General features: G+C 49.3%; 26 protein-coding genes. 15 read left to right on the top strand and 11 right to left on the bottom strand.

All coding sequences use genetic code 11. The annotated features are described in order from the left end of the window. Window positions 1–96 precede the first annotated feature (96 nt). Complete coding sequence (locus M2387_RS13085) at window positions 97–303, bottom strand: YbfA family protein (RefSeq protein WP_259049959.1); 207 nt, start codon at window positions 301–303, stop codon at window positions 97–99. Window positions 304–694: 391 nt separating this feature from the next. Between M2387_RS13085 and kdpF the strand changes: the two genes are divergently transcribed. Genes kdpF through M2387_RS13120 form a run of 7 tightly spaced genes read left to right on the top strand, consistent with a single transcriptional unit; the run spans window position 695 to window position 8,958 of the window. After that, window positions 695–784 carry a K(+)-transporting ATPase subunit F gene (kdpF, locus tag M2387_RS13090; protein ID WP_259049961.1) on the top strand — a complete coding sequence of 30 codons (90 nt, stop codon included), beginning with the start codon at window positions 695–697 and terminating at the stop codon, window positions 782–784. Continuing rightward, window positions 784–2,487, top strand: a complete 1,704-nt coding sequence (gene kdpA, locus M2387_RS13095; protein ID WP_259049963.1) for a potassium-transporting ATPase subunit KdpA — start codon at window positions 784–786, stop codon at window positions 2,485–2,487. The genes kdpF and kdpA overlap by 1 nt, the downstream gene beginning before the upstream one ends. After that, window positions 2,484–4,532, top strand: a complete 2,049-nt coding sequence (kdpB, locus tag M2387_RS13100) for a potassium-transporting ATPase subunit KdpB (RefSeq protein ID WP_259049965.1) — start codon at window positions 2,484–2,486, stop codon at window positions 4,530–4,532. The genes kdpA and kdpB overlap by 4 nt, the downstream gene beginning before the upstream one ends. Before the next feature lie 12 nt (window positions 4,533–4,544). Beyond that, a complete protein-coding gene (kdpC, locus tag M2387_RS13105; protein WP_259049970.1) occupies window positions 4,545–5,120 on the top strand; it encodes a potassium-transporting ATPase subunit KdpC in 576 nt (191 codons plus the stop codon). Between the two features lie 12 nt (window positions 5,121–5,132). Beyond that, window positions 5,133–7,820, top strand: a complete 2,688-nt coding sequence (gene kdpD / locus M2387_RS13110) for a two-component system sensor histidine kinase KdpD (protein WP_259049974.1) — start codon at window positions 5,133–5,135, stop codon at window positions 7,818–7,820. Beyond that, window positions 7,817–8,494 (top strand): two-component system response regulator KdpE, encoded by a 678-nt coding sequence (gene kdpE, locus M2387_RS13115; RefSeq protein WP_259049978.1) that lies wholly within the window; start codon window positions 7,817–7,819, stop codon window positions 8,492–8,494. Before kdpD ends, kdpE begins: the two co-directional genes overlap by 4 nt. A gap of 35 nt (window positions 8,495–8,529) precedes the next feature. Beyond that, the gene (locus M2387_RS13120; protein WP_259049980.1) at window positions 8,530–8,958 is read left to right on the top strand and encodes an EamA family transporter; all 429 of its coding nucleotides are present in this window, start codon (window positions 8,530–8,532) and stop codon (window positions 8,956–8,958) included. Window positions 8,959–9,031: 73 nt separating this feature from the next. On the opposite strand, the gene M2387_RS13125 is transcribed toward M2387_RS13120, so the two are convergent. The 4 genes from M2387_RS13125 to M2387_RS13140 all read right to left on the bottom strand — a co-directional run bounded on the left by M2387_RS13125 (window position 9,032) and on the right by M2387_RS13140 (window position 11,999). Then, entirely contained in the window at window positions 9,032–10,027 is a 996-nt protein-coding gene (locus tag M2387_RS13125; protein ID WP_259049985.1) for an alpha/beta hydrolase, read from the bottom strand. 208 nt (window positions 10,028–10,235) lie between these two features. Then, window positions 10,236–10,712: a nuclear transport factor 2 family protein gene (locus tag M2387_RS13130; protein WP_259049986.1), complete on the bottom strand. Its 477-nt coding sequence runs from the start codon at window positions 10,710–10,712 to the stop codon at window positions 10,236–10,238. Between the two features lie 61 nt (window positions 10,713–10,773). After that, the gene (locus tag M2387_RS13135) at window positions 10,774–11,343 is read right to left on the bottom strand and encodes a TetR/AcrR family transcriptional regulator (protein WP_259049990.1); all 570 of its coding nucleotides are present in this window, start codon (window positions 11,341–11,343) and stop codon (window positions 10,774–10,776) included. Between the two features lie 80 nt (window positions 11,344–11,423). Beyond that, window positions 11,424–11,999: a CGNR zinc finger domain-containing protein gene (locus tag M2387_RS13140; protein ID WP_259049992.1), complete on the bottom strand. Its 576-nt coding sequence runs from the start codon at window positions 11,997–11,999 to the stop codon at window positions 11,424–11,426. Window positions 12,000–12,091: 92 nt separating this feature from the next. Here M2387_RS13140 and M2387_RS13145 point away from each other — a divergent pair, with 92 nt between their 5' ends. Then, a complete protein-coding gene (locus tag M2387_RS13145) occupies window positions 12,092–12,991 on the top strand; it encodes an alpha/beta fold hydrolase (protein ID WP_259049994.1) in 900 nt (299 codons plus the stop codon). A 26-nt stretch (window positions 12,992–13,017) separates the two neighbouring features. Then, complete coding sequence (locus M2387_RS13150; protein WP_259049996.1) at window positions 13,018–13,410, top strand: VOC family protein; 393 nt, start codon at window positions 13,018–13,020, stop codon at window positions 13,408–13,410. 30 nt (window positions 13,411–13,440) lie between these two features. Here the strand turns inward: M2387_RS13150 and ftrA are convergent, their stop codons facing one another. Then, a complete protein-coding gene (ftrA, locus tag M2387_RS13155; protein WP_259050004.1) occupies window positions 13,441–14,415 on the bottom strand; it encodes a transcriptional regulator FtrA in 975 nt (324 codons plus the stop codon). Window positions 14,416–14,510: 95 nt separating this feature from the next. Between ftrA and M2387_RS13160 the strand changes: the two genes are divergently transcribed. Together M2387_RS13160 and M2387_RS13165 are read left to right on the top strand one after the other, a co-directional pair. Next, a complete protein-coding gene (locus M2387_RS13160; protein WP_259050006.1) occupies window positions 14,511–14,945 on the top strand; it encodes a rhodanese-like domain-containing protein in 435 nt (144 codons plus the stop codon). Window positions 14,946–15,190: 245 nt separating this feature from the next. Further along, complete coding sequence (locus tag M2387_RS13165; RefSeq protein ID WP_259050008.1) at window positions 15,191–15,937, top strand: sulfite exporter TauE/SafE family protein; 747 nt, start codon at window positions 15,191–15,193, stop codon at window positions 15,935–15,937. 120 nt (window positions 15,938–16,057) lie between these two features. Here M2387_RS13165 and pgm read toward each other — a convergent pair whose 3' ends face one another. Both pgm and seqA read right to left on the bottom strand, forming a co-directional pair. Further along, window positions 16,058–17,701: a phosphoglucomutase (alpha-D-glucose-1,6-bisphosphate-dependent) gene (gene pgm / locus M2387_RS13170; protein ID WP_259050012.1), complete on the bottom strand. Its 1,644-nt coding sequence runs from the start codon at window positions 17,699–17,701 to the stop codon at window positions 16,058–16,060. 26 nt (window positions 17,702–17,727) lie between these two features. Then, window positions 17,728–18,264, bottom strand: a complete 537-nt coding sequence (gene seqA, locus M2387_RS13175) for a replication initiation negative regulator SeqA (RefSeq protein WP_259050014.1) — start codon at window positions 18,262–18,264, stop codon at window positions 17,728–17,730. A 215-nt stretch (window positions 18,265–18,479) separates the two neighbouring features. Between seqA and ybfF the strand changes: the two genes are divergently transcribed. From ybfF to fur, 4 genes are all read left to right on the top strand, one after another. Next, window positions 18,480–19,259: an esterase gene (gene ybfF, locus M2387_RS13180; RefSeq protein WP_259050016.1), complete on the top strand. Its 780-nt coding sequence runs from the start codon at window positions 18,480–18,482 to the stop codon at window positions 19,257–19,259. A gap of 128 nt (window positions 19,260–19,387) precedes the next feature. Further along, window positions 19,388–19,669 carry a LexA regulated protein gene (gene ybfE / locus M2387_RS13185; protein WP_259050017.1) on the top strand — a complete coding sequence of 94 codons (282 nt, stop codon included), beginning with the start codon at window positions 19,388–19,390 and terminating at the stop codon, window positions 19,667–19,669. A gap of 168 nt (window positions 19,670–19,837) precedes the next feature. After that, window positions 19,838–20,368, top strand: a complete 531-nt coding sequence (gene fldA / locus M2387_RS13190) for a flavodoxin FldA (protein ID WP_259050018.1) — start codon at window positions 19,838–19,840, stop codon at window positions 20,366–20,368. A gap of 275 nt (window positions 20,369–20,643) precedes the next feature. Next, complete coding sequence (fur, locus tag M2387_RS13195; RefSeq protein ID WP_259050020.1) at window positions 20,644–21,096, top strand: ferric iron uptake transcriptional regulator; 453 nt, start codon at window positions 20,644–20,646, stop codon at window positions 21,094–21,096. A gap of 275 nt (window positions 21,097–21,371) precedes the next feature. Here the strand turns inward: fur and glnS are convergent, their stop codons facing one another. From glnS to nagE, 3 genes are all read right to left on the bottom strand, one after another. Then, window positions 21,372–23,039 carry a glutamine--tRNA ligase gene (glnS, locus tag M2387_RS13200; protein ID WP_259050023.1) on the bottom strand — a complete coding sequence of 556 codons (1,668 nt, stop codon included), beginning with the start codon at window positions 23,037–23,039 and terminating at the stop codon, window positions 21,372–21,374. 98 nt (window positions 23,040–23,137) lie between these two features. After that, window positions 23,138–23,461, bottom strand: a complete 324-nt coding sequence (locus M2387_RS13205) for a type II toxin-antitoxin system HicB family antitoxin (RefSeq protein ID WP_259050024.1) — start codon at window positions 23,459–23,461, stop codon at window positions 23,138–23,140. A gap of 170 nt (window positions 23,462–23,631) precedes the next feature. After that, window positions 23,632–25,665, bottom strand: coding sequence for an N-acetylglucosamine-specific PTS transporter subunit IIBC (gene nagE, locus M2387_RS13210; RefSeq protein WP_259050026.1), 2,034 nt, complete (start codon window positions 25,663–25,665; stop codon window positions 23,632–23,634). Window positions 25,666–25,905: the final 240 nt, after the last annotated feature.

A 25,905-nucleotide genomic window follows, 5' to 3' on the forward strand; every position in this document is an offset into this window, starting at 1 on the left:
CAGAATAAAATGCAAAAGGCACGTTGAGCAGATGCTCAGCGTGCCTTTAAATCAAGGGGTATTACCCTGTCATACTTAGCTGTGGTAAGCCGGGAATTAGAAAAAATCACCCGCCGCGGCTTCAGCCTGCTCCATCCATACCGGTTTATCGCTGGTTTTTGACCAGACACGGTGTAAGTAGCTATAAAAACGCGCCCTGTCTTTCCAAAAAAGCATAACAGGTAAAGCAGCAACACCGACAATGACCGCCAGCAGCCGACGTAACATCACTTGCCAGACAGGATAAGTTGGATATAGAGACACAGGAACCTCCTCTTAATTTATGAACAGGTTTCGCATCGGGTGCAATGGTGCAGCTAGTCGACTGAATAATCACTTTTTTCTTTCAGAAGACTCTCAAATCAAACTTTTTGACAGCGTAAAATGTGATGCATTGCAAAATGCGAAAAATATATACTTGCTATATGCAAAAATAATAACCTGAAAAACCAAACATTACAACTCATCCGACCAGAAAGATCGGATTTCTTTTTATGTTCATATTTTATACGTTTGATTATCCTGTCTTCCGAATAATCCCCTCTTTTCACGGCATTTTTATACTTTTTTTACACCCTTCCCTCTGACTTTTACAACATCTTTGCAACCAAAAATCTATCCTCGCAGCAAACAGACATACACCTGGAGGTGGATTGTGAGTATCGCCGTGATAACCGGTATCGTGCTGGTATTGTTCTTGCTGGCTTACCTGATTTATGCCCTGATCAATGCGGAGGCATTTTAATGGCTGCCTCCGCATTTTTACTGATTGCCAGCTTTCTGTTGCTGCTGTTTATGCTTGCAAAACCGGTCAGTTTTTTACTGGCCCGGCTTATCCTTGATGTTCCGGTCCCGGTCGTGAGTAAGATTGAGCCGGTGCTATGGCGGTTAATTGGCTGCAACACAGAAGAGATGGGCTGGAAGCGCTATTTAATGGCGATTCTGGCGATTAACTTTATCGGGCTGATTTTGCTGTTTATTATTCTGGTGATGCAGGGTCATCTGCCCCTTAACCCACAGCAGCTACCCGGTTTGACCTGGGAACTGGCGTTAAATACCGCGGTCAGTTTTGTCACCAATACCAACTGGCAGGCCTACAGCGGTGAAACGACCCTGAGTTATTTCAGCCAGATGGTCGGTTTGACGGTGCAAAACTTTGTCTCCGCCGCTACCGGCATCGCGGTGGTATTTGCCTTAATTCGTGGTTTTGCGCGCCAATCCACCACCACGCTGGGTAATGCCTGGGTCGATTTAACGCGGATTACCCTTTATATCCTGCTACCCCTGTCTGTGGTGCTGGCCCTGATATTTATCAGCCAGGGGACACCTCAGAACCTCCACGCTTACCAGCCCTTTACTTCGATTGAAGGGGTATCAAATCTGTTACCTATGGGGCCGGTTGCTTCGCAGGAAGCGATTAAATTACTCGGCACAAACGGCGGAGGATTCTTTAACGCCAACTCGGCTCACCCTTTTGAAAACCCGACAGCCGTCAGCAACTTTATTCAAATGCTGGCGATATTCCTGATACCCACAGCGCTGTGTTTTGCTTTTGGCGAAGCGGTGGGCGACCGACGTCAGGGCAGAACCTTACTCTGGGCAATGTCACTTATTTTTGTAGTTTGTGTCGCGGTGGTGATGTGGGCTGAACTCGAGGGTAACCCGCATTTGATGCCGCTGGGTTCTAGCAGCAGTATCAATATGGAAGGTAAAGAGAGCCGGTTCGGTATTCTCGCCACCAGCTTATATGCCGTGGTGACCACGGCCGCATCCTGCGGTGCTGTGAACGCCATGCATGATTCCCTGACAGTCCTGGGCGGCATGATCCCGATGTGGCTGATGAAAATTGGCGAAGTGGTATTTGGTGGTGTCGGTTCAGGACTCTACGGCATGCTGCTGTTCGTTCTGCTGGCAGTCTTTATTGCCGGCCTGATGATCGGCCGTACCCCGGAGTATCTGGGTAAAAAAATTGAAGTTCGCGAGATGAAAATGACCGCCCTGGCCATTCTTGTCACCCCAACCCTGGTATTACTCGCAACGGCATTGGCGATGATGACGGATGCCGGACGTAGCGCCATCTTTAACCCTGGCATTCATGGTTTTAGCGAAGTGCTGTATGCGGTTTCTTCCGCAGCGAATAACAACGGCAGCGCTTTTGCCGGTCTCGGTGCCAATACGCCGTTCTGGAATCTTCTGCTGGCGCTGTGCATGTGGATTGGCCGTTTCGGGATAATTATTCCGGTGATGGCGATTGCCGGGTCACTGGCAACGAAAAAATCCCAGGCAGCCAGCCTCGGTACCTTACCCACCCACGGAGCCCTGTTTATCGGCTTACTGATAGGAACCGTACTGTTAGTCGGCGCACTGACCTTTATTCCCGCCCTGGCGTTAGGCCCTATCGCGGAACATCTTTCTCTGATTAATTTCTTAATAGTGAGGCAAGCATGAGTCGCAAACAACAGGCGCTGTTTGAACCTGAATTGATTCGCCGTGCGCTAATTGATTCGGTTAAAAAGCTCTCCCCCAGGGTGCAGTGGCGTAACCCGGTAATGTTTATTGTCTGGGTCGGGAGTGTTATCACCACTCTGCTGGCAATAATGATGTTCAGCGGCAAACTGACAGGAAGCCCGATATTTACCGCGGCAATCAGCCTCTGGCTGTGGTTTACCGTACTGTTTGCAAACTTTGCCGAAGCCCTGGCTGAAGGCCGCAGTAAGGCCCTGGCCAGTAGTCTGAAAGGGGTGAATAAAACGAACTGGGCGCATAAACTGTCTTCCCCGCAGCCTGATGCGCCGTCAGAACGGGTTTCTGCCGCGAGCCTGCGTAAAGGGGACATCGTGCTGGTGAAAGCCGGGGATACTATTCCCTGTGACGGCGAAGTTCTCGAAGGCGGTGCGTCGGTGGATGAAAGTGCTATTACCGGTGAATCCGCTCCGGTTATTCGTGAGTCCGGCGGGGACTTCTCTTCAGTCACTGGCGGAACGCGCATTCTTTCTGACTGGTTAGTGATTCAGTGTACGGTGAATCCAGGTGAAACCTTCCTCGACCGCATGATTGCGATGGTCGAGGGTGCCACTCGCCGTAAAACCCCGAACGAAATCGCGCTGACTATTCTGTTAGTCGCCTTAACGATTATTTTCCTGCTGGTGACCGCCACATTGTGGCCTTTCTCACAATATGGCGGTACCGCCGTTAGCGTGACGGTGCTGGTGGCGTTATTGGTCTGTTTGATCCCAACCACCATCGGCGGTTTACTCTCGGCCATTGGCGTGGCGGGCATGAGTCGTATGCTGGGCGCCAATGTGATTGCGACCAGCGGCCGGGCGGTTGAAGCGGCCGGGGACGTGGATGTGCTGTTACTGGATAAAACCGGGACCATTACGCTCGGAAACCGTCAGGCATCGGCATTTTTACCCGCCCCCGGCGTTGAAGAAAGAGAGCTCGCCGATGCCGCCCAGCTGGCATCACTGGCAGATGAAACGCCGGAAGGCCGGAGTATTGTGATTCTGGCGAAGCAACGCTTTAACCTGCGTGAACGCGATGTTCAGAATCTGCATGCGACATTCGTTCCCTTTACGGCACAAACCCGTATGAGCGGTATTAATATTCAGGAACGGATGATCCGCAAAGGCTCAGTCGATGCAATTCGTCGCCATATTGAAGCCAATAAAGGCCATTTCCCTGCCAAAGTCGACCTTCTGGTCGAGGACGTTGCCCGCCTCGGCAGTACCCCTCTGGTTGTTGCCGAAGGCGCTAAGGTATTGGGCGTGATAGCGCTAAAAGATATTGTAAAAGGCGGTATTAAAGAGCGCTTTGCTCAATTGCGTCAGATGGGTATTAAAACGGTGATGATAACCGGCGATAACCGTTTAACCGCAGCCGCTATCGCCGCTGAAGCCGGGGTGGATGATTTTCTTGCCGAGGCGACACCTGAGGCAAAACTGGCCCTGATCCGCCAGTATCAGGCCGAAGGTCGCCTGGTGGCAATGACCGGGGATGGTACCAACGACGCCCCTGCCCTGGCGCAGGCAGATGTCGCCGTTGCCATGAACTCGGGAACGCAGGCAGCAAAAGAGGCCGGGAATATGGTGGATCTGGACTCTAACCCCACCAAACTGATTGAAGTCGTGCATATCGGGAAACAGATGTTAATGACCCGCGGCTCGCTGACGACCTTCAGTATTGCCAATGATATCGCCAAGTATTTTGCCATTATTCCGGCCGCCTTCGCCGCCACTTACCCGCAACTGAATGCGCTCAATATTATGCGGTTGCACTCACCAGACTCAGCGATTCTCAGTGCCGTTATATTCAATGCGCTGATCATTATTGCGCTTATCCCTCTGGCCTTAACCGGGATCCGCTATAAACCGCTGAGCGCCTCCGCCATGTTACGCCGTAATTTATGGATCTATGGCTTAGGCGGGCTAATCGTCCCGTTTATTGGCATCAAACTTATTGATCTGATCCTGACGGTTTCAGATCTGGTTTAAGAGGACACAGAGATGACTATTTTACGCCCTGCTTTACTGCTATTGATCTTAATAACGCTGATAACTGGCGCAGCTTACCCCCTGCTTACTACATTACTTGGGCAATGGTGGTTTCAGACCCAGGCAAACGGCTCGTTAATTATCGATAAGGGTCAGGTTCGTGGTTCGATGCTGATTGGTCAGAATTTTACTGAGGCTAAATATTTTCATGGTCGTCCTTCAGCCACCGCAGATACCCCTTATAATCCCATGGCTTCAGGGGGTAGTAATCTGGCGGCGAGTAATCCCGAACTGGATAAACAGATTCGGGAGCGTGTGAAAATATTACGCGCGGCGAATCCACAGGCAGACCCCGCGGTTCCGGTTGAGTTACTGACTGCCTCAGGCAGTGGCCTGGACGGGCAGCTTTCACCTGAAGCGGCCTTATGGCAGACCCCGCGCGTGGCACAGGCAAGACATTTACCTATTGAACAGGTGAACCGCCTGGTGGCTGAACATACCAGTACGCCGCCGGTGAACTTTATCGGTATGCCCGTGGTAAATATTGTGGCACTCAATCTGGCACTGGATGCCCTCCAGGCCCCGTAATCAAGGATTCGTATGACAGAAGAACCTCTGCGCCCTGACCCGGATAAACTCCTGGAACAGATGAGCCGTCAGCCTCGTGGAAAACTGAAAATTTTCTTCGGCGCTTGTGCCGGTGTAGGAAAAACCTACGCCATGTTGCAGGAAGCCCGGCGATTACGGGGCCAGGGGCTCGATGTCCTGGTAGGCGTCGTGGAAACCCACGGCCGCCGGGAAACAGCAGAACAACTTAACGGACTGAATACTCTGGCGGCGAAACGTATCCTTCATCGTGGACGCGCTATCCTTGAGTTTGACCTTGATGCCGCCCTCGCCCGCCGTCCGGCGTTAATTCTGATGGACGAGCTGGCACACAGTAATGCCCCCGGCTCCCGTCACCCTAAACGCTGGCAGGATGTTGAAGAGTTACTGAACGCCGGGATTGATGTTCTGACTACCGTTAATGTGCAGCATCTGGAAAGTCTGAACGATGTGGTTGGCGGAATAACCGGTATTCAGGTGCGGGAAACTGTACCGGATCCTATTTTTGATGCCGCTGATGAAATCGTGCTGGTTGACCTGCCGCCAGACGATCTGCGTCAGCGCCTGCATGAAGGTAAAGTCTATCTTTCTGGCCAGGCTGAGCGGGCTATCGAACACTTCTTCCGTAAAGGCAACCTTATTGCCTTACGCGAGCTGGCACTCAGACGCACAGCGGACAGGGTTGATGAGCAGATGCGTGCCTGGCGCGAGACTCAGGGCCAGGAGAAAGTCTGGCATACGCGAGATGCGATTCTGTTATGTATTGGCCATAATGCCGGTAATGAAAAACTGGTACGAACCGCCGCTCGTCTGGCCGCTAAGTTAGGCAGCGCCTGGTATGCGATTTATGTTGAAACGCCCAAGCTTCATCGCCTGCCTGAACACCAGCGTCACAGCATTCTCGGTGCGCTACGACTGGCTCAGGAACTGGGAGCAGAAACCGCTACCCTGGCCGATCCGAATAAAGAGCAAGCGGTGGTGCGTTATGCCCGTGAACATAATCTCGGTAAGATTATTCTCGGCCGCCATACCCGCAGCCACTGGTGGCATGGCAGTACCTTTGCCGAAAAACTGGGGAAATATGCACCGGATCTGGATTTAGTGATCGTTGCGCTCGACGAACTGGCCACATTTACCCATGCCAGAATCAATGATACCCGCGGCATTGGTGAGAAATGGCGCCTACAGTTGCAAGGCTGCGCGGCCGCCGTCGTGTTATGTGCATTAATCACCTGGGTGGCTAATCATTGGCTAGGCACTTTTGAAACCGCCAACCTGGTGATGGTCTATTTACTCGGTGTCGTCATCATTGCGTTATTTTATGGTCGCTGGCCTTCGGTACTGGCGGCGGTAATTAACGTTATTAGCTTTGATCTGTTTTTTATTGCCCCCCACGGCACCCTTGCGGTGTCGGATATGCAATATCTTCTGACCTTTGGAGTGATGCTGACCGTCGGCCTGGTGATAGGTAATCTTACCGCCGGGGTGCGTTATCAGGCGCGTATCGCCCGCTATCGTGAACAACGTACCCGGCATCTTTATGAGATGTCGAAAGCGCTCGCAGATGACCGTTCCCCCTCAGAAGTCGCGGCAACCAGCGTACAGTTTATCAACTCCACTTTTCAGGCGCGCAGCCTGCTCTTGTTACCTGATGAGAACGGGAAACTGAGCCGTATTTCTCACCCGGGAGAGCCAGCTCAGTGGGATGACGCCATCGCCCGCTGGAGCTTTGATAAAGGTCAACCCGCAGGAGCAGGAACCGACACCCTGCCTGCCGTGCCGTATCAAATTTTACCCCTTCGTACCCAAGAGCGAACCCTCGGACTGTTGATTATTGAAGCCGATAATCTGCGCCAGTTAGTCACGCCTGAACAGCAGCGACTACTGGAAACTTTCAGGCTATTAATCGCGGCAACGCTCGACAGACTTTTGCTGACAGACAGTGAAGAACAAGCCCGCCTGGCGAGTGAGCGCGAGCAACTGCGTAACTCGTTACTGGCAGCCCTGTCCCATGATCTGCGCACACCGCTGACCGTGTTACTGGGCCAGGCAGAATTACTGACAAAAAACCTTAACGACGAGGGGTCAAAATACAGCTATCAGGCCAATGATATCCGCCAGCATGTGCTGAATACCACACGCCTGGTGAATAATTTACTGGAGATGGCACGCATTCAGTCAGGCGGTTTTAACTTACGTAAAGAGTGGCTGACGCTGGAAGAAGTGATTGGCAGCGCCTTGCAGATGTTTGAACCCGCTTACGAGGGACGTCATATCACTCTTGAATTGCCGGATCCGTTGATGCTGATTGAGCTCGATGGCCCGCTGTTTGAGCGAGTACTGATTAATTTACTGGAAAACGCACTTAAATATGCAGGGCCCGACGCTGAAATAGGTATCCGGGCGAGAGCTAAAGCTGACTCACTGCTGCTGGAGGTCTGGGATAACGGCCCCGGTATTCCGCCAGATAAAGAGCAGCTTATTTTTGATAAATTTTCCCGCGGCAATAAAGAGTCTGCCATTCCTGGCGTCGGGTTAGGGCTGGCGATTTGCAGGGCCATTGTCGAGTTGCACGGCGGTACTATCTCGGCCACCCGGAGTGCGCAAGGCGGCGCCAGTTTTCATATAATGTTACCCTTATCGCCTTCCCCGATAATTCCTGATATCAACGAGGTCATGTGATAACCGTTTTAGTGATTGAGGATGAAAAAGAGATCGGCCGTTTTCTGCGTACTGCGCTGGAGGATGAATCCTTGCGGGTATTTGATGCCGAAACATTACAGCGCGGACTTATCGAGGCGGCGACCCGGAAACCGGATGTGGTGATTCTCGATTTGGGCCTCCCGGACGGCGACGGCGTAGAATTTATTCGTGATTTTCGCCAGTGGAGCCAGGCCCCGATAATCGTGCTGTCTGCCCGCGACAACGAACAGGATAAGATTATCGCTCTTGACGCCGGGGCAGACGATTTTCTCAGTAAACCTTTTGGCATTGGAGAGTTACAGGCCAGGTTACGCGTCGCCCTGCGACGTCATGCAAGCCTGGTACAACCCGAACCGGTTTATCATTTTGACGATATCATGGTTGATCTTGCCGCCCGCAGAATCGTCCGGGGAGAGGAAGATATTCATCTGACCCCGCTTGAGTTTCGACTGCTGGCAACCTTGCTGAATAATCAGGGTAAAGTGCTGACCCAGCGCCAGTTACTGAAGCAGATCTGGGGGCCTAATGCGGTGGAACACAGCCATTATCTGCGTATTTATATGGGGCATTTACGTCAAAAACTGGAACAAGATCCTGCCCGACCGCGTCATTTATTAACCGAGACCGGAATCGGTTATCGTTTTGTTTTATAATATAAAAATATTATTTTTTGCAGGGGGAAACCGCTATGAGTGCCTGGCTATTCTACGCACTGTTATCGGCGGCCAGCGCTGCGCTGGTCGCTATTTTTGGTAAAATAGGTTTACAGCAACTTGATGCCAATACCGCCACCGCGGTTCGGGCGATTGTCATGGCGTTATTCCTGGTAGGTGTAGTGGTGGCACAGGGGAAACTGAATCTGGTTGGAACCGTATTTGCCGATAAAAAAGCGCTGCTGTTTATTATCTTAAGTGGGGTCGCCGGCGCCCTGTCGTGGCTGTTTTACTTTATGGCGATTAAAAGTGGTGAAGTCTCCAAAGTCGCGCCAATCGATAAACTGAGCGTGGTATTTGCAGTGGTGCTGGCAGTTATTTTGTTTGGCGAGAAAGTGTCGCTGATTGCCGGGATCGGTATTGCACTGATTACCGGTGGCGCACTGATGGTTGCTTTAGGGTAAAAAAATACCATCAGGCGTAATGCCTTACAAGGATGCAGAAACATCCTGTAAGGCAAATACCAGTATTGGGTCTTTATTTGAGATTATTTTTCAGTCCATTCGCGGCCTGACTAATAGCCGTCCGCACGGCAGGAACGTCACTCAGGGCGTTCAGCAAACCATAATCATGGATCAACCCGTTGTAACGGGTAACCGTCACGTCGACACCGGCCTCATCGAGCTTACGACCAAAAGCCTCCCCCTCGTCACGCAGCACATCAAACTCAGCCGTCTGAATAAGCGTCGGCGGCAGGCCCTTTAACTGCTCAGGGGTTGCTCGCAGTGGAGAAGCCAGAATATTATTTCGGTCGCTTTCTTTGGTGGTGTAGGCATCCCAGAACCACTTCATCATATTACGTGACAGGAAATAGCCATCAGGATACTGCTGATAAGAATCGGTATTGAAATTCGCGTCAGTGACGGGCCAGAGCATGACGTCGTAGCGAATTTCAGGCGCTTGATGCTGTTTGGCCTGAAGCGCGACGGCTGCCACCATATTTCCACCGACGCTGTTACCCACCAGCGCCAGACGTTTGCCATCAACGCCAATTTCATTACCGTGTTCAGCTACCCAGCGTGTTGCCGCGTAAGCCTGATTAATGGCAACCGGGAAATGAGCTTCCGGAGATGGCGTGTAGTTAACAAAAACAGCCGCCGCACCCGATTCGCTGACGAGGTCACGAACCAGCCGTTCATGCGTTGCAAAATCACCCAGAATCCAGCCACCGCCGTGGAAGAACATAAACACGGGCAGGATCCCCTGGGCGTCATGCGGCTTCACTATATTCAGTTTCAGCTGACCGCCTTCAATATCGATGGTTTTTTCACTGACATCTGCGGCGGGCAGTTTTGCCCCTTTTTGCGCATCGATTAATACCTGACGTGCGTCTTGCACAGACAGTTGCTCAATGGGTTTTCCGCCACCGCCGTTCAGTGCATTCAGGAATTCCTGAACATGGCGTTCTGGTTGAGGGCTACCCGCAAAGCTGTTGAGCGAAACGGCAGTCATTAATGCAGATTTAATATTCATAGAACCATCCAATTAAAATTGTTTACGATTAAATCGCGCGCTATTTAAATGGGGAATATTCAAGCCGTATTCCCATCACAAAAACAGTGCGCACAGTCAAAATGAAAAAAGCATCCCCGGCTCAGGCTGATTGTATTTTTCACAATCAGCCTGAGAAAAACCCGGCCAGGACAGTAGCCGTGGGCCCCCCGGAAAAGAATTAACTACCCTACAGACCCAGGTCAGACAGACCCGGATGGTCGTCCGGACGACGGCCCAGCGGCCAGTGGAACTTACGTTCGCTTTCCTTGATAGGCATATCGTTAATGCAGGCAAAGCGGTTCTGCATCAGGCCATCTTCGCCAAATTCCCAGTTCTCATTGCCGTAAGAGCGGAACCAGTTACCAGAATCATCGCGCCATTCATAAGCGTAACGAACCGCAATGCGATTTCCGCCAAACGCCCATAGTTCTTTAATCAGGCGATACTCGAGTTCTTTTTTCCACTTACGTTCGAGAAAACCTTTGGCTTCTTCGCGGTTATAAGCAAACTCTGCGCGGTTACGCCATTTCGTATCCAGCGAGTACGCGAGCGATACTTTTTCAGCATCGCGGCTGTTCCAGCCATCTTCAGCCAGTCTGACTTTCTCTATCGCAGATTCACGAGTGAAAGGAGGAAGAGGTGGGCGAATGTGAAAATCAGACATGGTGGAGCCTCCGGTTAAATTGGATATTTTAATTAGTCATTTATTTGTCGGGATCAGACCTCTAATGCGAAGCCTGTTTTAGTAACAGTTGAGCAATGTCCCTTGCATCGTCGGCGGCGCTGTAATCACTCATTACGCGTGACATGGTGATGGCACCTTCAACCAGCACGAGCAACCGTCTTGCCAGGGCTAATGGCTGCTCTGTATTCAGCTGTTCGGTAAGCTCAACGATGTAATCCAGTAATTTCTGTTTATGCAATTTGGCGATATGACGAATAGGATCCGCAGAGTCCCCTACCTCACCCGCCGTGTTGATAAACGCACATCCACGATACCCCTCAGATTCAAACCAGCCTTTAAGCACGGTGAATATATTGAGGATCCTGTCGTGCGGCGTTTCCGCCTTATCACATTCTGCCCTGAACCATTCCATCCAGCGTATATCACGTGCATTCAGGGCTTCCGCTGCAACCTCATCTTTATTCGTGAAGTAACGATAAATCGTTTTCCTGGCGACACCGGAAGTCTTTACCAGAAGGTCCATACCGGTGGCATGAATACCATTCTGATAAATAAGTTGCTCGGCCGTGGCGAGGATTTTGTCTCTGGTATTCGTTGTCTCTTTGTTCATAGGATAATGGTAGAACGATCGTTCTCCTCCGTCAAGTAGTGGATACAAAATCTTGAGTTTTTAAGTTGAGGGGACAGCATCTAAGATTTTTTCCTGTTTCTGAAAGCCGCAACCTTCATGCGATTGCCACAGGTGGCCATACTGCACCAGCGTCGGCGATGCGACTTACTCAAATCGTGAAAAAGTAAAATACAATCATGGGCTTCACACTGGCGTACGTATTCGAACTTCTCGTCAGTGACCAGTTTTACCAGGGCATCGGCAACCGGCCAGAGCAGGCTTTCGGGGCTGGCGGTGCCTGAACGAACATCAATACGGTATCGCTGTGTCTCTTCATCCCATTGCAGCCTCGTTTCGGGATGTCCGGCCTGCAATATTCGGTTAATCACCGACAGGTCAGCCTCAACAGGCTTCATCGCGGCGTATACGATAACCCTGGCAGCATCACGAAGCAGACGGGCTTCCGCGAGTAATCCGGGTGGGGCTTCAGTTCCTTTCGGTACCAGACCTGCGGTTTCAAGCCAGTCAGTCACGCTGAGATCGTCTGTAAGACAATCATGTTTATCCTCACCTGTTCCGTATTCGCTGTTAATAAAATCCAGTGCGAGGTTATCGGCCAGAAAGAGAGGCGGAGAAGCGGGTTGTTGAGATTCCATACATATCCGTAACTCATAAAATTGTTTTGACAGGTTACCAAATATACATGTAACCTTCAAATACACATTTTAATGGTTACAAGGTATATATCATGACTTCTACCGCTACAGCCTCATCAACGACACAGATTCATTACCGATATCAACAGGCAGGTGATGTTAACGTTTTCTACCGTGAGGCTGGCGATCCGGAGCTGCCCACCCTACTGATGCTTCACGGCTTCGCGGGATCATCATTTATGTTTCGTGACCTGATTGCTGAACTGGCCGACAGTTATCATCTGATAGCGCCAGACTTGCCAGCCTTTGGTTTTACCGAGGCGCCGGGGAGAGATGAATACGCTTATACCTTTGACCAGCTTGCCGAGACTATTAACCAGTTTACCGAAGCGCTCAATCTCAATACCTATGCCCTGATGGTTCACGACTACGGCGCTCCTGTCGGTTGGCGGCTGGCATTAGCGCATCCCCAGCGTGTGACGGCCATCATTTCCCAGAATGGCAATGCCTATGAAGAAGGTCTGGGCGAAGCCTGGGCACCTATTCAGACATACTGGCGCGATCCCACCCCTGAAAACCGAAGTGCATTAAGTGAATTTCCGACACCTGCCGCAATCAAATGGCAGTATCTGGAAGGCGTGCGCGACAGAAGCCGGGTTTCACCCGATGGCTATTCGCTGGAAGGGATGCAGATATTGCGGCCGGGCAATGCGGATATTCAGCTCGATCTGTTACTGGACTATGCCTCGAATGTGAAAATGTATCCTTTGTTTCAACAATATTTCCGTGAGTATCAGCCACCATTATTAGCCGTCTGGGGAAAACATGACCCATTTTTCATGCCCGAGGGCGCCAGGGCATGGCAAGGTGATTTGCCGAAAGCCGAGATACATTTTTATGATACCGGCCACTTCGCACTGGAAACGCACGCTAAAGAGATAGGCGTGGACATTCGTGATTTTCTTGGCCGGCATATCCGCCAGACAAATTAACGCTTTCCTGAAGGAGAATACTCATCATGTCAGTGACTACAGGTGTACATCATATTGGTCTGACCGTATCAAACCTTGAAGAAAGCGCCGCGTTCTTTACTCAACTTCTGGGCTGGGAGGAAGTGAAACGACGTGAAGATTATCCGGCCATTTTTGTGAGAGATAGCGCGCTCATGATAACGCTCTGGAAAACACAAACAGAAGAGCCCGTAAAATTTGATCGCAAGATAAATGTCGGGCTCCATCACCTGGCTTTACGGGTTAAAAGCAAACAGGCTCTGTTTCAGCTGCTTGATGTGCTGAAAGCCAACCATATTGAAATCGAATTTGAGCCCGCATTAATCAGAGAAGGACCCTCAATGCATATGATGTGTTATGACCCCAGTGGTATCAGAATTGAATTTCATTATTCCGAGTAGATAACTAAAAGGCTCTCTATCAGGAGCCTTTTAGTCATTATAGCCACTTACGCCGCCAAATTTTTTACGATACGAAGAAGGCGATATCCCCACTGATTTACGAAATGCGGCACGAAAACCCTCCATCGTTCCAAATCCCGTTGATTCCATAATTTGCTCATCATTCAGCTGGTTACTTTCTAATAAGTCACGCGCAAGATTCATTCGTGACTGAAGTATCCATCTCTTAGGCGTGGTGCCCATGGCCTCTTTAAAGCGTCTCAGAAAAGTGCGTTCTGACATTAATGCTCTGTCCGCCATACTTTTAACCGACAGGCTACTGTTCAGATTTTCAAGAGCCCATTCAAGCGTTGCGGCAATTTCATCCCGTGGTTTTTGGGCAACAGGAGAAGGGATAAACTGAATTTGCCCTCCGGAGCGCTGAGGGGGCATAACTAAGCGCCTGGCCACGATATTGGCAACATGCACCCCATAATCACGGCTCACTAAATGAAGGCAGGCATCGATACCGGCAGCACTGCCCGCAGATGTAATGATTTGCCCGCTGTCGACATAAAGAACGTTAGGGTCAACGATGATACCGGGATAGCGTTCGGCAAGTTCAGTGGTATACCGCCAGTGCGTGGTTGCACGTTTACCGTCTAATAAACCTGCCGCCGCAAGAACAAAGACACCGGAACAAATCGATAACAGGCGCGTTCCTCGATGATAAGCATCACGTAATGCATCGAGTAGCGCCTGCGGAGGTTTTTCATCGCGGTTACGCCAGCCAGGAATAATAATCGTGTTAACTTCGTTCAGCGATTCCAGCCCAAAGCGGGATACAACCTGAATCCCTTCAGAAACCCGCATGGGATAAGAATCAACGGACACTATCCGGTGGCTATACCAGGGAAAGTCAAACTCAGGACGTGGAAGACCAAAAATCTCCACCGCAATACCAAACTCAAAGGTACAGAGGCCATCATAGGCGAGGATAGCCACTAAATTTTGCTGTTTTAACATTGGCGGAAAAGTACCACTTATTGTCATTTCCGCCACTTTATCACCCCGAATCTCTTTTATACAATCCGTACATACCCAAATAAGAGGTTCTGACTATGACAAGTTTAATCAGTGAAATACCGCCAGCGACACCTTCAGAGTCTCTGCTACATTTTAGCCGTCGATTAGCTTTTGAGACCGATTGTTCCGATGTCCATCAAAGTCAAAATACAGGGAATATCGATTATGTATTAGTCGATGTAAGAAATAACGCGGCCTTTGCTAAATCGCATGTTCCTGGTGCTATCAATATTCCGACCCGAACGATTACCGCGGAAAGCCTGTCCGAATACCCACGCAATACGCTATTTGTTGTCTATTGCGCGGGTCCTCATTGTAACGGCGTACACCGGGCAGCGGTTCGTCTGTCAGGTCTGGGATATTCGGTAAAAGAGATGATTGGCGGTATTACCGGATGGGTTGATGAAGGGCTTCCACTCCAGGAAGAGACGGTATCTGAGTCTGGCGATGGATTCGCCTGCGAATGTTAAATAATCATATTAATGTTCGGGCTGCATATACCTGAAGATATCCTCATTGCGAGTGGGGTCACACTATGAAAACGTCCAGAACAAATTCAAACGAAACCCTCGCTGGAATATGGCATAAATGGCAACAATCGTAGAAACAAAACCATAGTCAACTACGAGAGCTGAACGTCCAAACAGGGGCGACTATCAGAGATTAAATAATAAATGTTTAGCACATGGCTGTGCTTTATAAGGTAGAAATTAAGATGCCAGAAGCTTTCACGCTTTCAAGTTACCTGGTACTGGTAACCTCCCTGCTGGTCGCCTATGTTATTTTCGGTATTGCGGGTTTTGGCACGGCATTAGTCGCAAGCCCGATAATGGCGCTTTATATCCCTGTGGCAAAAATTGTCCCGTTGCTGGCACTACTGGACATGTGCGCGGCCATTATTAACGTCAGCCGTGATGGTCGCAATGCGCAATGGTCAGAGTTAAAACGATTGATTCCGTTGATGATAATCGGCAGCCTGTTTGGGGCGGCGATATTGCTGAAAACCCAGCCAGATATCCTCTTATTGGCTCTGGGCGTTTTTGTCTTTTTTTATGCCCTCTATTCGCTCAGCGGTTTAAAACCAGACAGGCAATTTTCGCCCAAAGCATCGGTGCCTTTTGGCCTTACGGGAGGGGTGTTCAGCGCATTATTCGGCAGTGGCGGTTTTATCTATGCCATTTATCTTAGTGGGCGCATTAAGAAAAAAGAAGACTTCCGCATTACTCAAACCACCCTTATCGGGATGAGCACCCTGACGCGGGTGGTTATTTTTTCCTTCGCCGGTATTTATTTTAATGCTGATTTATTGCTGCTGGCATTAGTCCTGGTCCCGGGCATGCTGGCGGGAATTACCCTGGGCCGTTATTTCACCTTGAAGATGTCACGTGAGCAATTTATGAAGTTAATCAATGTGGTTTTATTAGCCTCAGGCACCATGCTGGTTGTTAAGTACTTCAATTAACCATATCACGCTTATATCATCCTGATTCCCAGGCCCCGTCAAGGCGCTATGCCCGGTGCACCATAAAAAGAGGCCGCAACGTTATCCGTTGCGGCCTCTCATCTGGTATTTTTTGTCGGCTTACTTGGCGTTTTTCAGCACTTCGCTAACAATATCAACCGCTTCTTTTTCAATCTGCTGGCGATGTTCAGCCCCCAGGAAACTTTCACAGTAGATTTTATAAGCTTCTTCAGTACCGGATGGACGCGCGGCAAACCAGCCGTTTTCGGTCATTACTTTCAGACCGCCAATCGAAGCGCCATTGCCTGGCGCTGCGGTCAGACGAGCCGTAATAGGATCACCCGCCAGGGTATCGGCACTCACCATCTCTGGTGAAAGTTTTGATAAGGCAGATTTCTGTGCCAGGGTGGCGGGAGCTTGCAGACGGTTATAGCTCGGTGAACCAAAACGCTCAGCCAGCTCGTCATAATGCTGCTGTGGATTTTTACCGGTTACCGCAGTAATTTCAGCTGCCAGCAGGCACATAATGATGCCGTCTTTATCTGTCGACCAGGGCGTACCGTCAAAACGCAGGAATGAAGCCCCGGCACTTTCTTCGCCGCCGAAACCAAAGCTGCCGTCAAACAGGCCATCAACGAACCATTTGAAGCCCACTGGCACTTCCACCAGCTTACGGCCCAGATCATTAACCACGCGGTCGATCATCGCTGAAGACACCAGGGTTTTACCCACGGCGACATCAGCGCCCCACTGTGGACGGTGCTGGAACAGATAGTTAATCGCCACGGCCAGATAATGGTTCGGGTTCATCAGCCCTGCCGGGGTGACAATACCGTGACGGTCATAATCCGGGTCATTGGCAAAAGCCAGATCAAACTTATCACGCAGCGCCAGTAAACCGGCCATCGCACACTCGGAGGAGCAATCCATACGAATAGCGCCGTCTTTATCCAAGTGCATAAAGCGGAATGTCTGATCGACCTGATCGTTCACCAGGGTTAAGTTCAGGTTGTAGTGGCTGGCAATGCGCTTCCAGTATTCAATACCCGAGCCGCCGAGAGGATCAACGCCCAGGGTTAAACCGGCTTTCTGAATGGCAGTCATATCGATGATATCGACCAGCCCTTCAATAAAGGGTTGTACCAGGTCTTGTTCCTGGACATAACCGCTAGCCAAGGCTTCATCCAGAGACAGGCGTTTTACGCCCTCAAGATTTTGCGCGAGCAGCTGATTAGCACGCTTCTCAATCACGCTGGTGACGTTAGTATCAGCTGGCCCGCCATTCGGTGGATTATATTTAATGCCGCCATCATCCGGCGGATTATGAGACGGGGTAATAACGATACCGTCAGCCAGTACAGAAGAATGCTTATTATGTTCAAGAATGGCATGTGAAACGGCAGGCGTTGGAGTAAAACCATTCTCTTCCTGCACAATGACGGTGACGCCATTAGCGGTCAGGACTTCCAGCACAGAGATAAACGCAGGCTCAGACAACGCATGGGTGTCTTTACCGACATAGCAAGGCCCGGTAATGCCATTTTTAGCACGCTCTTCGGCAATCGCCTGAGCAATAGCCAGAATGTGTGACTCATTGAAACTGTGACGTAATGAACCGCCGCGGTGGCCGGAGGTACCGAACTTCACCTGTTGTTCTGCATTACTGACATCTGGCTTCAGCACATAGTATTGCGCTGTAAGCTGGGCAACGTTAATCAAATCACTCTGTTGTGCAGGTTGACCCGCACGCTTGTGGTTAGCCATTGACTCTTCCTTACTGACAGCTAGTTTTAAATGGTTCCGCAAACCTTTTCAATCAGTTCCGCCGGGAACTGCATTGACTGCATTATATGCTCTACCATACTGCGCTTACGGTCAGTATTGGTATTGGTAATCACCCAGTACGGGGTGCCAGGGACATGTTTAGGCTTGGTCTGGTTACCACTAGCCAGCAGCGTTTGCTCATTACCCGCAAAATAGACGCGCGTCCGTCCATGGAGCGACTCTGTCGCCTCACCGAAGGTTTTCGCATCCAGTTGATACAGTGTAGACAGCACCATCATAAAGCGATTTACCGCTCTGTTTTGTGCCGCATAGTCGTCGGACAGCAGAAGTTCACGTACGGCACGGACTCGCTGCTGAGCAACATTGACCGGTTTTTCTGCCACCACAGGTTCGCTGTTATCTGCAGCCAGAGATGCCGCAGGCACAGCACCAGCTGTAAATTTAAGCATGCGCCGTAAAATATCAGATGCGCTTTCACCAATATGCTGGGTATGGCTGGCAATGTAGCGATACAGCTCGTCATCAACGTCAATTTTTTTCATCTTTATCCGGTACGTTTTATTTTTGAACCTTATTAATGGCTATTATACCCAAAATAACTCCAGTTGCTTGAGTATGACGGGTAATAAGGTCAAAACCCAACATGGGGTAGATTAACAGGAAGCACAGAGTCCGAATCGGCGAAAAATTTGCCACGTACTCATAGCAATAGCTTCATGATACCCTAACCAAAGGTTCCAAAATAAAGATCTTTGCCATGAAATTAAATACTCGTCTGCAAACAGCTCAACAATCAAACAACTTACCCACTATTGTCTTGATCCATGGTCTATTCGGTAGCCTTGATAATCTTGGCGTACTGGCCCGGGATCTGGGTCAAACTTATACCCTGCTACAAGTCGACTTACGTAATCACGGGCTCTCCGGGCGTAGTGAAGAGATGAGCTACCGTGCAATGGCGGCAGATATTCTCGACACACTGGATGACAGTGGCATCGATAAAGTGATTATTATCGGCCATTCTATGGGCGGAAAAGTCGCAATGGCTTTAACCGCACTGGCTCCTGACCGGGTTGAAAAGCTGGTCGTCATTGATATTGCCCCCGTCGCGTATGAAGTTCATCGCCATACAGAAATTTTTAAAGCGATACATGCTGTGACTGATGCGGGAGCCACTACCCGTCAACAAGCCACTGAAATTATGCAGCGGGATATCGATGAAGCAGGCGTGATTCAGTTTTTACTCAAATCATTCAGTAATGGTGAGTGGAAATTTAATGTTCCGGCACTGGAGGCCGAGTATGAAACGATTATTGGCTGGCAGCCAGTACCTGCCTGGCCGCACCCGGTTCTGTTTATTCGCGGCGGCAACTCGCCTTATATTGAAGAACGCTACCGTGAAGAACTGACTCAGCAGTTCCCGCTTTCCCGCGCTTACGTAGTTGCAGGTGCCGGACATTGGGTTCACGCAGAAAAACCAGAGGCGGTTTTGCGTGCAATTCATCGATTTCTTGATTCCGGCATAGCGATTGATTAAAAAAAGAACGAGTAAGTAACTTAGGGCGCGAACGCATTGGCTCAACTGACGCGCTAATGTATGATGTCGCGCTAAAATGCGCCCTGCACCCTGCATGTGCATCAGACTTTCCTGTCAGTACCCTAATCATGGCAAAAGAACAAACGGACCGTACTACAATAGATCTGTTCGCAGATGAGCGTCGACCCGGGAGACCCAAAACGAATCCCCTCGCTCGCGACGAACAGTTGCGTATCAATAAACGCAATCAGCTAAAACGTGATAAAGTTCGTGGACTTAAGCGTGTAGAGCTAAAATTAAGTAATGAGGCAGTTGATGCTCTGGATCAACTGGCGGAGCTGCGCGAGCTTAGCCGCAGTGAATTGATTGAAGAAATGCTGCTTATGCAGCTCGCTAACACTAATCAGTGACCGGGTGAGCACGGGTAAACCCATGCGTCTGTAGCTTGAAGTATGTTGCAGACTGTGCACATCCTGACGATACTCATTTCCGCTAATGGGGCTATTCTGCTATGATTGCCCCAAGCACAGGCATTGAACAGCCGATATTAAATTCAGTTTCAAGGGGCTATCTTATTCATGGCAATCGTAGGCATTTTTTTCGGCAGTGACACGGGTAACACCGAAAACATCGCGAAAATGATTCAAAAGCAACTGGGTAAAGACGTTGCAGAAGTTCATGATATCGCTAAATGCAGCAAAGAAGACCTGGAAGGTTTTGATATTTTACTGCTGGGTATTCCAACCTGGTATTATGGTGAAGCGCAGTGTGACTGGGATGATTTCTTCCCGACACTGGAAGAAGTAGACTTCAATGGTAAGTTAGTGGCGCTTTTTGGCTGCGGCGACCAGGAAGACTATGCAGAATACTTCTGTGATGCCCTGGGCACTATCCGCGATATTATTGAACCTAATGGTGCAGTGATTGTCGGACACTGGCCAACGGCAGGTTACCACTTTGAAGCGTCAAAAGGTCTGGCTGATGACAGCCACTTTGTAGGTCTGGCTATCGATGAAGACAGACAGCCAGAATTGACCGCTGAACGTGTTGAAAAGTGGACCAAACAGGTTGCTGATGAATTGAATCTGGATAGCATCATTAACGCCTAATCAGTATGGCGCAAAACAAGCTTTGCGCCGTCTTGATAGCTTTTAACAATGAAAATAATTGCTACAAGTTTGTAACTTTCTTGTGTATCCCTGTACAATACCCACAAGTTAATTAACTGATAGTGGCGATAATTGGCTATACCGCTATGATTTTTCAGTTATGTTTTACATTATAGTGGCGGTTCACATTTTAAATTCACAGCTCTATAATGATGGACAACTCTTAACGCTCACTGCAATTTGAGCTAAACGTTAAGCAATAGGAAAATTTCCGCATGACTGACAACAATACCGCATTAAAAAAGGCCGGCTTGAAAGTCACGCTTCCACGATTAAAAATCCTTGAAGTGTTACAAGAACCGGATAATCACCATGTCAGTGCGGAAGACTTGTATAAACGCCTGATTGACATGGGTGAAGAAATTGGGCTGGCTACAGTCTACCGTGTACTCAACCAGTTTGATGACGCAGGCATTGTCACCCGTCATAACTTTGAAGGTGGCAAGTCTGTTTTTGAACTGACCCAACAGCACCACCACGATCACCTGATCTGCCTTGACTGCGGAAAAGTGATCGAGTTCAGCGACGACTCCATTGAACTGCGTCAGCGCGAAATCGCTACCCGTCATGGTATTCGCCTGACTAACCATAGCCTTTATCTGTATGGTCACTGTGCGGAAGGCGACTGCCGTACTGACGAGCATGCTCACGATAATAGCGATAAATAATACTCAGAATGGCGTCATATTTCGCCATTCGACTTAAAATAAAACCGGTATTTTTCAATCACTGAAAGTTCCGGTTTTATTTTAATCGTTTAACTACTCTTTCCTCTCTTTATTACGCTTCGTATTACTCCATATATGACTTTCCCTGTAACCTCTTAGCCAGGTATCGATTTGTTTATTCTGTTTTTTCAGTCAATGGGAATTGTCGCAATAAAAAAGCCGCAGCGATATAAAATCGTTGCGGCTTTTTGACTTCAGGCTTCAGGGTAAGACGATTACTCGCCTATTTTCGCCCAAGTATCACGCAGGCCTACAGTACGGTTAAACACCAGTTTATCGGCATTACTATAACTGCTATCCACACAGAAATAGCCTTCACGTTCAAACTGATGAGGTTTACCTGGCTCAGCATTCTTCAGACTTGGTTCAGCAAACCCTTGCTTAATCACTAATGACTCTGGATTAATAGTTGCGAGGAAATCTTCAGCTGTGCCCGGGTTTGCGACACTGAACAGACGATCGTATAAACGGATCTCGACCGGCAGGGCATGTGCTGCGCTGACCCAGTGGATAACCCCTTTAACTTTACGACCGTCTTGCGGATCTTTGCTCAGTGTTTCTGAGTCATAAGAGCAATAGATAGTGGTAATGTTGCCCTGTTCGTCTTTCTCCACACGTTCTGCTTTGATAACGTAAGCGTTACGCAGACGAACTTCTTTACCCAGCACCAGACGCTTATACTGTTTATTCGCTTCCTCACGGAAGTCAGCCCGGTCGATATAAATCTCCTGGCTAAAGGGGACTTCACGGCTACCCATATCCGGGTTATTCGGGTGATTAGGCATAGTAATCAGCAACTCTTCCCCTTGCGGGTAGTTTTCGATAATCACTTTTACCGGGTCAAGAACCGCCATCGCACGCGGTGCGTTTTCGTTCAGATCGTCACGAATACAAGACTCCAGAGAAGCCATTTCTACCGTGTTGTCTTGTTTGGTGACGCCAATACGTTTGCAGAATTCACGGATAGAAGCCGCAGTATAGCCACGACGACGTAAACCTGAGATGGTTGGCATACGCGGATCGTCCCAGCCTTCAACAACCTTTTCCGTTACCAGCTGGTTCAGCTTACGCTTGGACATAATGGCATATTCAAGATTAAGGCGAGAGAACTCATACTGACGAGGACGCGCCTCAATAGTGATGTTATCCAGCACCCAGTCATAGAGACGACGGTTATCCTGGAACTCCAGGGTACAAAGTGAATGGGTGATCCCTTCCAGCGCATCAGAAATGCAATGGGTAAAGTCGTACATCGGGTAGATGCACCACTTATTACCGGTCTGGTGGTGTTCAGCAAATTTCACCCGGTAGATAACCGGATCGCGCATAACAATAAACGGCGATGCCATATCAATTTTTGCACGCAGGCAGACGGTGCCTTCGGCAAACTCACCGTTACGCATTTTTTCAAACAGCGCCAGGTTCTCTTCAACAGTGCGGTCACGATAAGGACTGTTTTTACCCGGGCTTGTCAGCGTACCGCGATATTCACGGATTTGCTCTGGCGTCAGCTCATCGACATAGGCCAGGCCTTTATTGATTAACTCGATTGCATAGTTAAACAGCATATCGAAATAGTCAGAGGAATAGCGCACGTCACCAGACCAATGGAAGCCCAGCCACTCGACATCGCGCTTAATTGACTCAACATACTCGATATCTTCTTTTACCGGGTTGGTGTCATCAAAACGCAGATTACACTGACCGTTATAATCCTTTGCGATACCAAAGTTCAGGCAAATAGATTTCGCATGGCCGATGTGCAAATAGCCATTCGGCTCAGGCGGAAAGCGAGTACAAATCTCAGTATGCTTACCGGTCGCCAAGTCTTCATCGACTATCTGACGAATAAAGTTAGTTGGGCGGGCTTCAGCCTCACTCATTGCAGATTCCTCACAGCATGATTTTTTCTTATTAACTACGTATGATCTTATAACCTGCTGCGGGAAACAACCTTTATGCCCTAAATAATTCAATTTGCTTATGAGAGTGACTCGACGACTGAACTTGCACCTTCAAAGCCGGTTAAATCCACATCAATCACAAACCAGGTATCACAGTGGGAATAGTCCGGACTGGCGGCATAGAACATAAATCCGTCATCAACAATGTCTTCCACTGAATACGAGCCGCTCACTAACATATCTTCAATAACAGAGAGGATAGCCTCTTGGGCCATAACAGGTATCTCTCGGGGTTCGCCCGCTGAAACACAACCATAATCGGCGTTGTCCAGTGCCGGAACACTGATACCATAAGCGATAGCGTTATCTTTTGGCGTTTCAACGCCGACTGAAAAAAGCATACTGACCTCCAAATAGAAGGGTTCAAATCCCGATTTGCTCCCGCACTATACACAGATATACAGACGAAAATGCACTACAGGAAAAGTCAGGTTTATCTGTTTCTCCAGCCCAAAAAAAACGGCTGGCAAAAGCGCCAGCCGTTCGTTACTGCCTGCCCTTTCGGGCGATATTATTTGCTTTTGATTTCATACAGCGGGGTCTGACCTGCAACCACCACCGTACCGGCCTTAATCACCAGGCCTGCGAAATCATCGATATTGCTACAAACTACCGGGCTTATCATGGAACGCGCATTGGCATTCAGGAACTCAAGATCCATTTCCAGTACCGGCTGGCCAGCAGCAACTTCTGCGCCTTCTTCAACCAGACGGGTGAATCCTTGTCCATTTAAAGCAACGGTATCAATACCCATGTGCACCACAATCTCAGCACCTTGCACTGTTTCAAGGCAGAATGCGTGGTTGGTATTGAAGATTTTAACAATGGTACCCGCAGCAGGTGACACCACAGTTTTACCCGTAGGTTTAATTGCCACACCGTCACCGACAGCTTTGCTGGCGAAGGCTTCATCAGGAACCTGGTCAAGCGCAACCACTTCACCACTCACTGGAGCAACCAAAGCCGCCACTGTCACTGAATCCGCTTTAGGCGCAGCCTGAGTCTTCACTGGCGCCGGAGTCGGTTCGCTGGTTGCTGCTGCCTTAGAACCAGCAACATGACCTGCAACTTTCATCGCATCAGCAATTTTCTCTGCCGCAAAGCCAACAATAATCTGAACGCTGGTTTTATTCAGACGAATAACACCGGTAGCACCCAGACGTTTAGCCAGGGCTTCATTAACTTGTGATGAATCTTTAACGGTTAAACGCAGACGAGTGATACAGGCATCGATATTAGTCAGGTTGTCAGAACCGCCGACAGCAACGATATATTCACGCGCAAGACCTGCGGCATTGTCTTTGTTCAATTCTGCATGGCTGACGTTAACATCACGGCCATCAGCTTCATTACCCGCTACCGCCAGTTCACGTCCTGGAGTTAACAGGTTGAACTTTTTGATCATAAAGCGGAAGACTACATAGTAAATGGCGAAGAATACCAGACCTTGTGGGATAAGCATCCACCAGTGAGTTGCCAGCGGGTTACGGGTAGACAGTGCCATATCCACCAGACCGGCCGAGAAACCGAATCCGGCAATCCAGTGCATGCTGGCGGCAATAAATACCGACACCCCGGTCAGGAAGGCGTGGATAACATACAGAACTGGCGCCACAAACATAAAGGAGAATTCAAGCGGCTCAGTAATCCCGGTAAAGAAGGCAGCAAATGCAGCAGCCATCATGATACCCGCCACTTTCGCTTTATTCTCAGGACGCGCGCAATGATAGATGGCAAGCGCAGCACCCGGCAAACCAAACATCATAATCGGGAAGAAACCAGCCTGATAACGACCGGTGATACCCACAACAGCTTTACCTTCTTCAAGAGACTGTGCGCCACCGAGGAAGTTAGGGATATCGTTAATACCCGCAACGTCAAACCAGAATACGGAGTTCAGCGCATGGTGCAGACCGACTGGAATTAACAGGCGGTTAAAGAAGGCATAGATACCGGCACCAGCAGATCCAAGTTTCTGAATATGTTCACCAAAGTTCACCAGACCATCAAAAATCACTGGCCAGATGTACATCATGATGAAGGCAACCAGAATCATCACAAACGAGGTGAGGATAGGTACCAGACGACGACCGCTGAAGAAGGAGAACGCTTTTGGCAGTTCAACTCCGCTGAAGCGGTTATAAAGTTCTGCAGAGATAATACCGACCAGGATACCAACAAACTGGTTTTCGATTTTACCGAATGCAGCAGGAACCTGATCCAGTGGGATTTTTTGAATCATTGCCACTGCAGCAGGAGAACAGAGTGTGGTCAGCACCAGGAAACCAACGAAACCGGTCAGTGCCGCGGCACCGTCTTTATCTTTTGACATACCGTAAGCGACACCAATCGCAAACAGCACTGACATATGATCGATAATTGCCGCACCGGATTTGATTAATAGCGCCGCTAAAGCGTTATTCCCACCCCATGCAACCGGGTCAATCCAGTAACCGACCCCCATCAGTATTGCTGCGGCCGGCAATGTTGCCACAGGCACCATTAACGCGCGGCCTACGCGTTGTAAATAACCTAGAATACTCACTGTTGATTCCCCTCATGAGGCCCCAGTTTATGGGGTGCTCAAAGCCATTTTTTTTATTATCAGGCAACATTTAATTCATGCCGACGCTTAACATCACACGTAACAGTGTGAAAAAATTTAATTCGTATCGCAAATTAAATAGCTATAAATTGTGATAAATATCACCAAATATCGCTTCTCCACCTCCCTCACTCTGGCTATATCGTAAAACTTATTTTATGATTAAAAAAATCGACGTAT

Source organism: Klebsiella sp. BIGb0407 (assembly GCF_024807845.1).
Lineage (GTDB): Bacteria > Pseudomonadota > Gammaproteobacteria > Enterobacterales > Enterobacteriaceae > JGM124.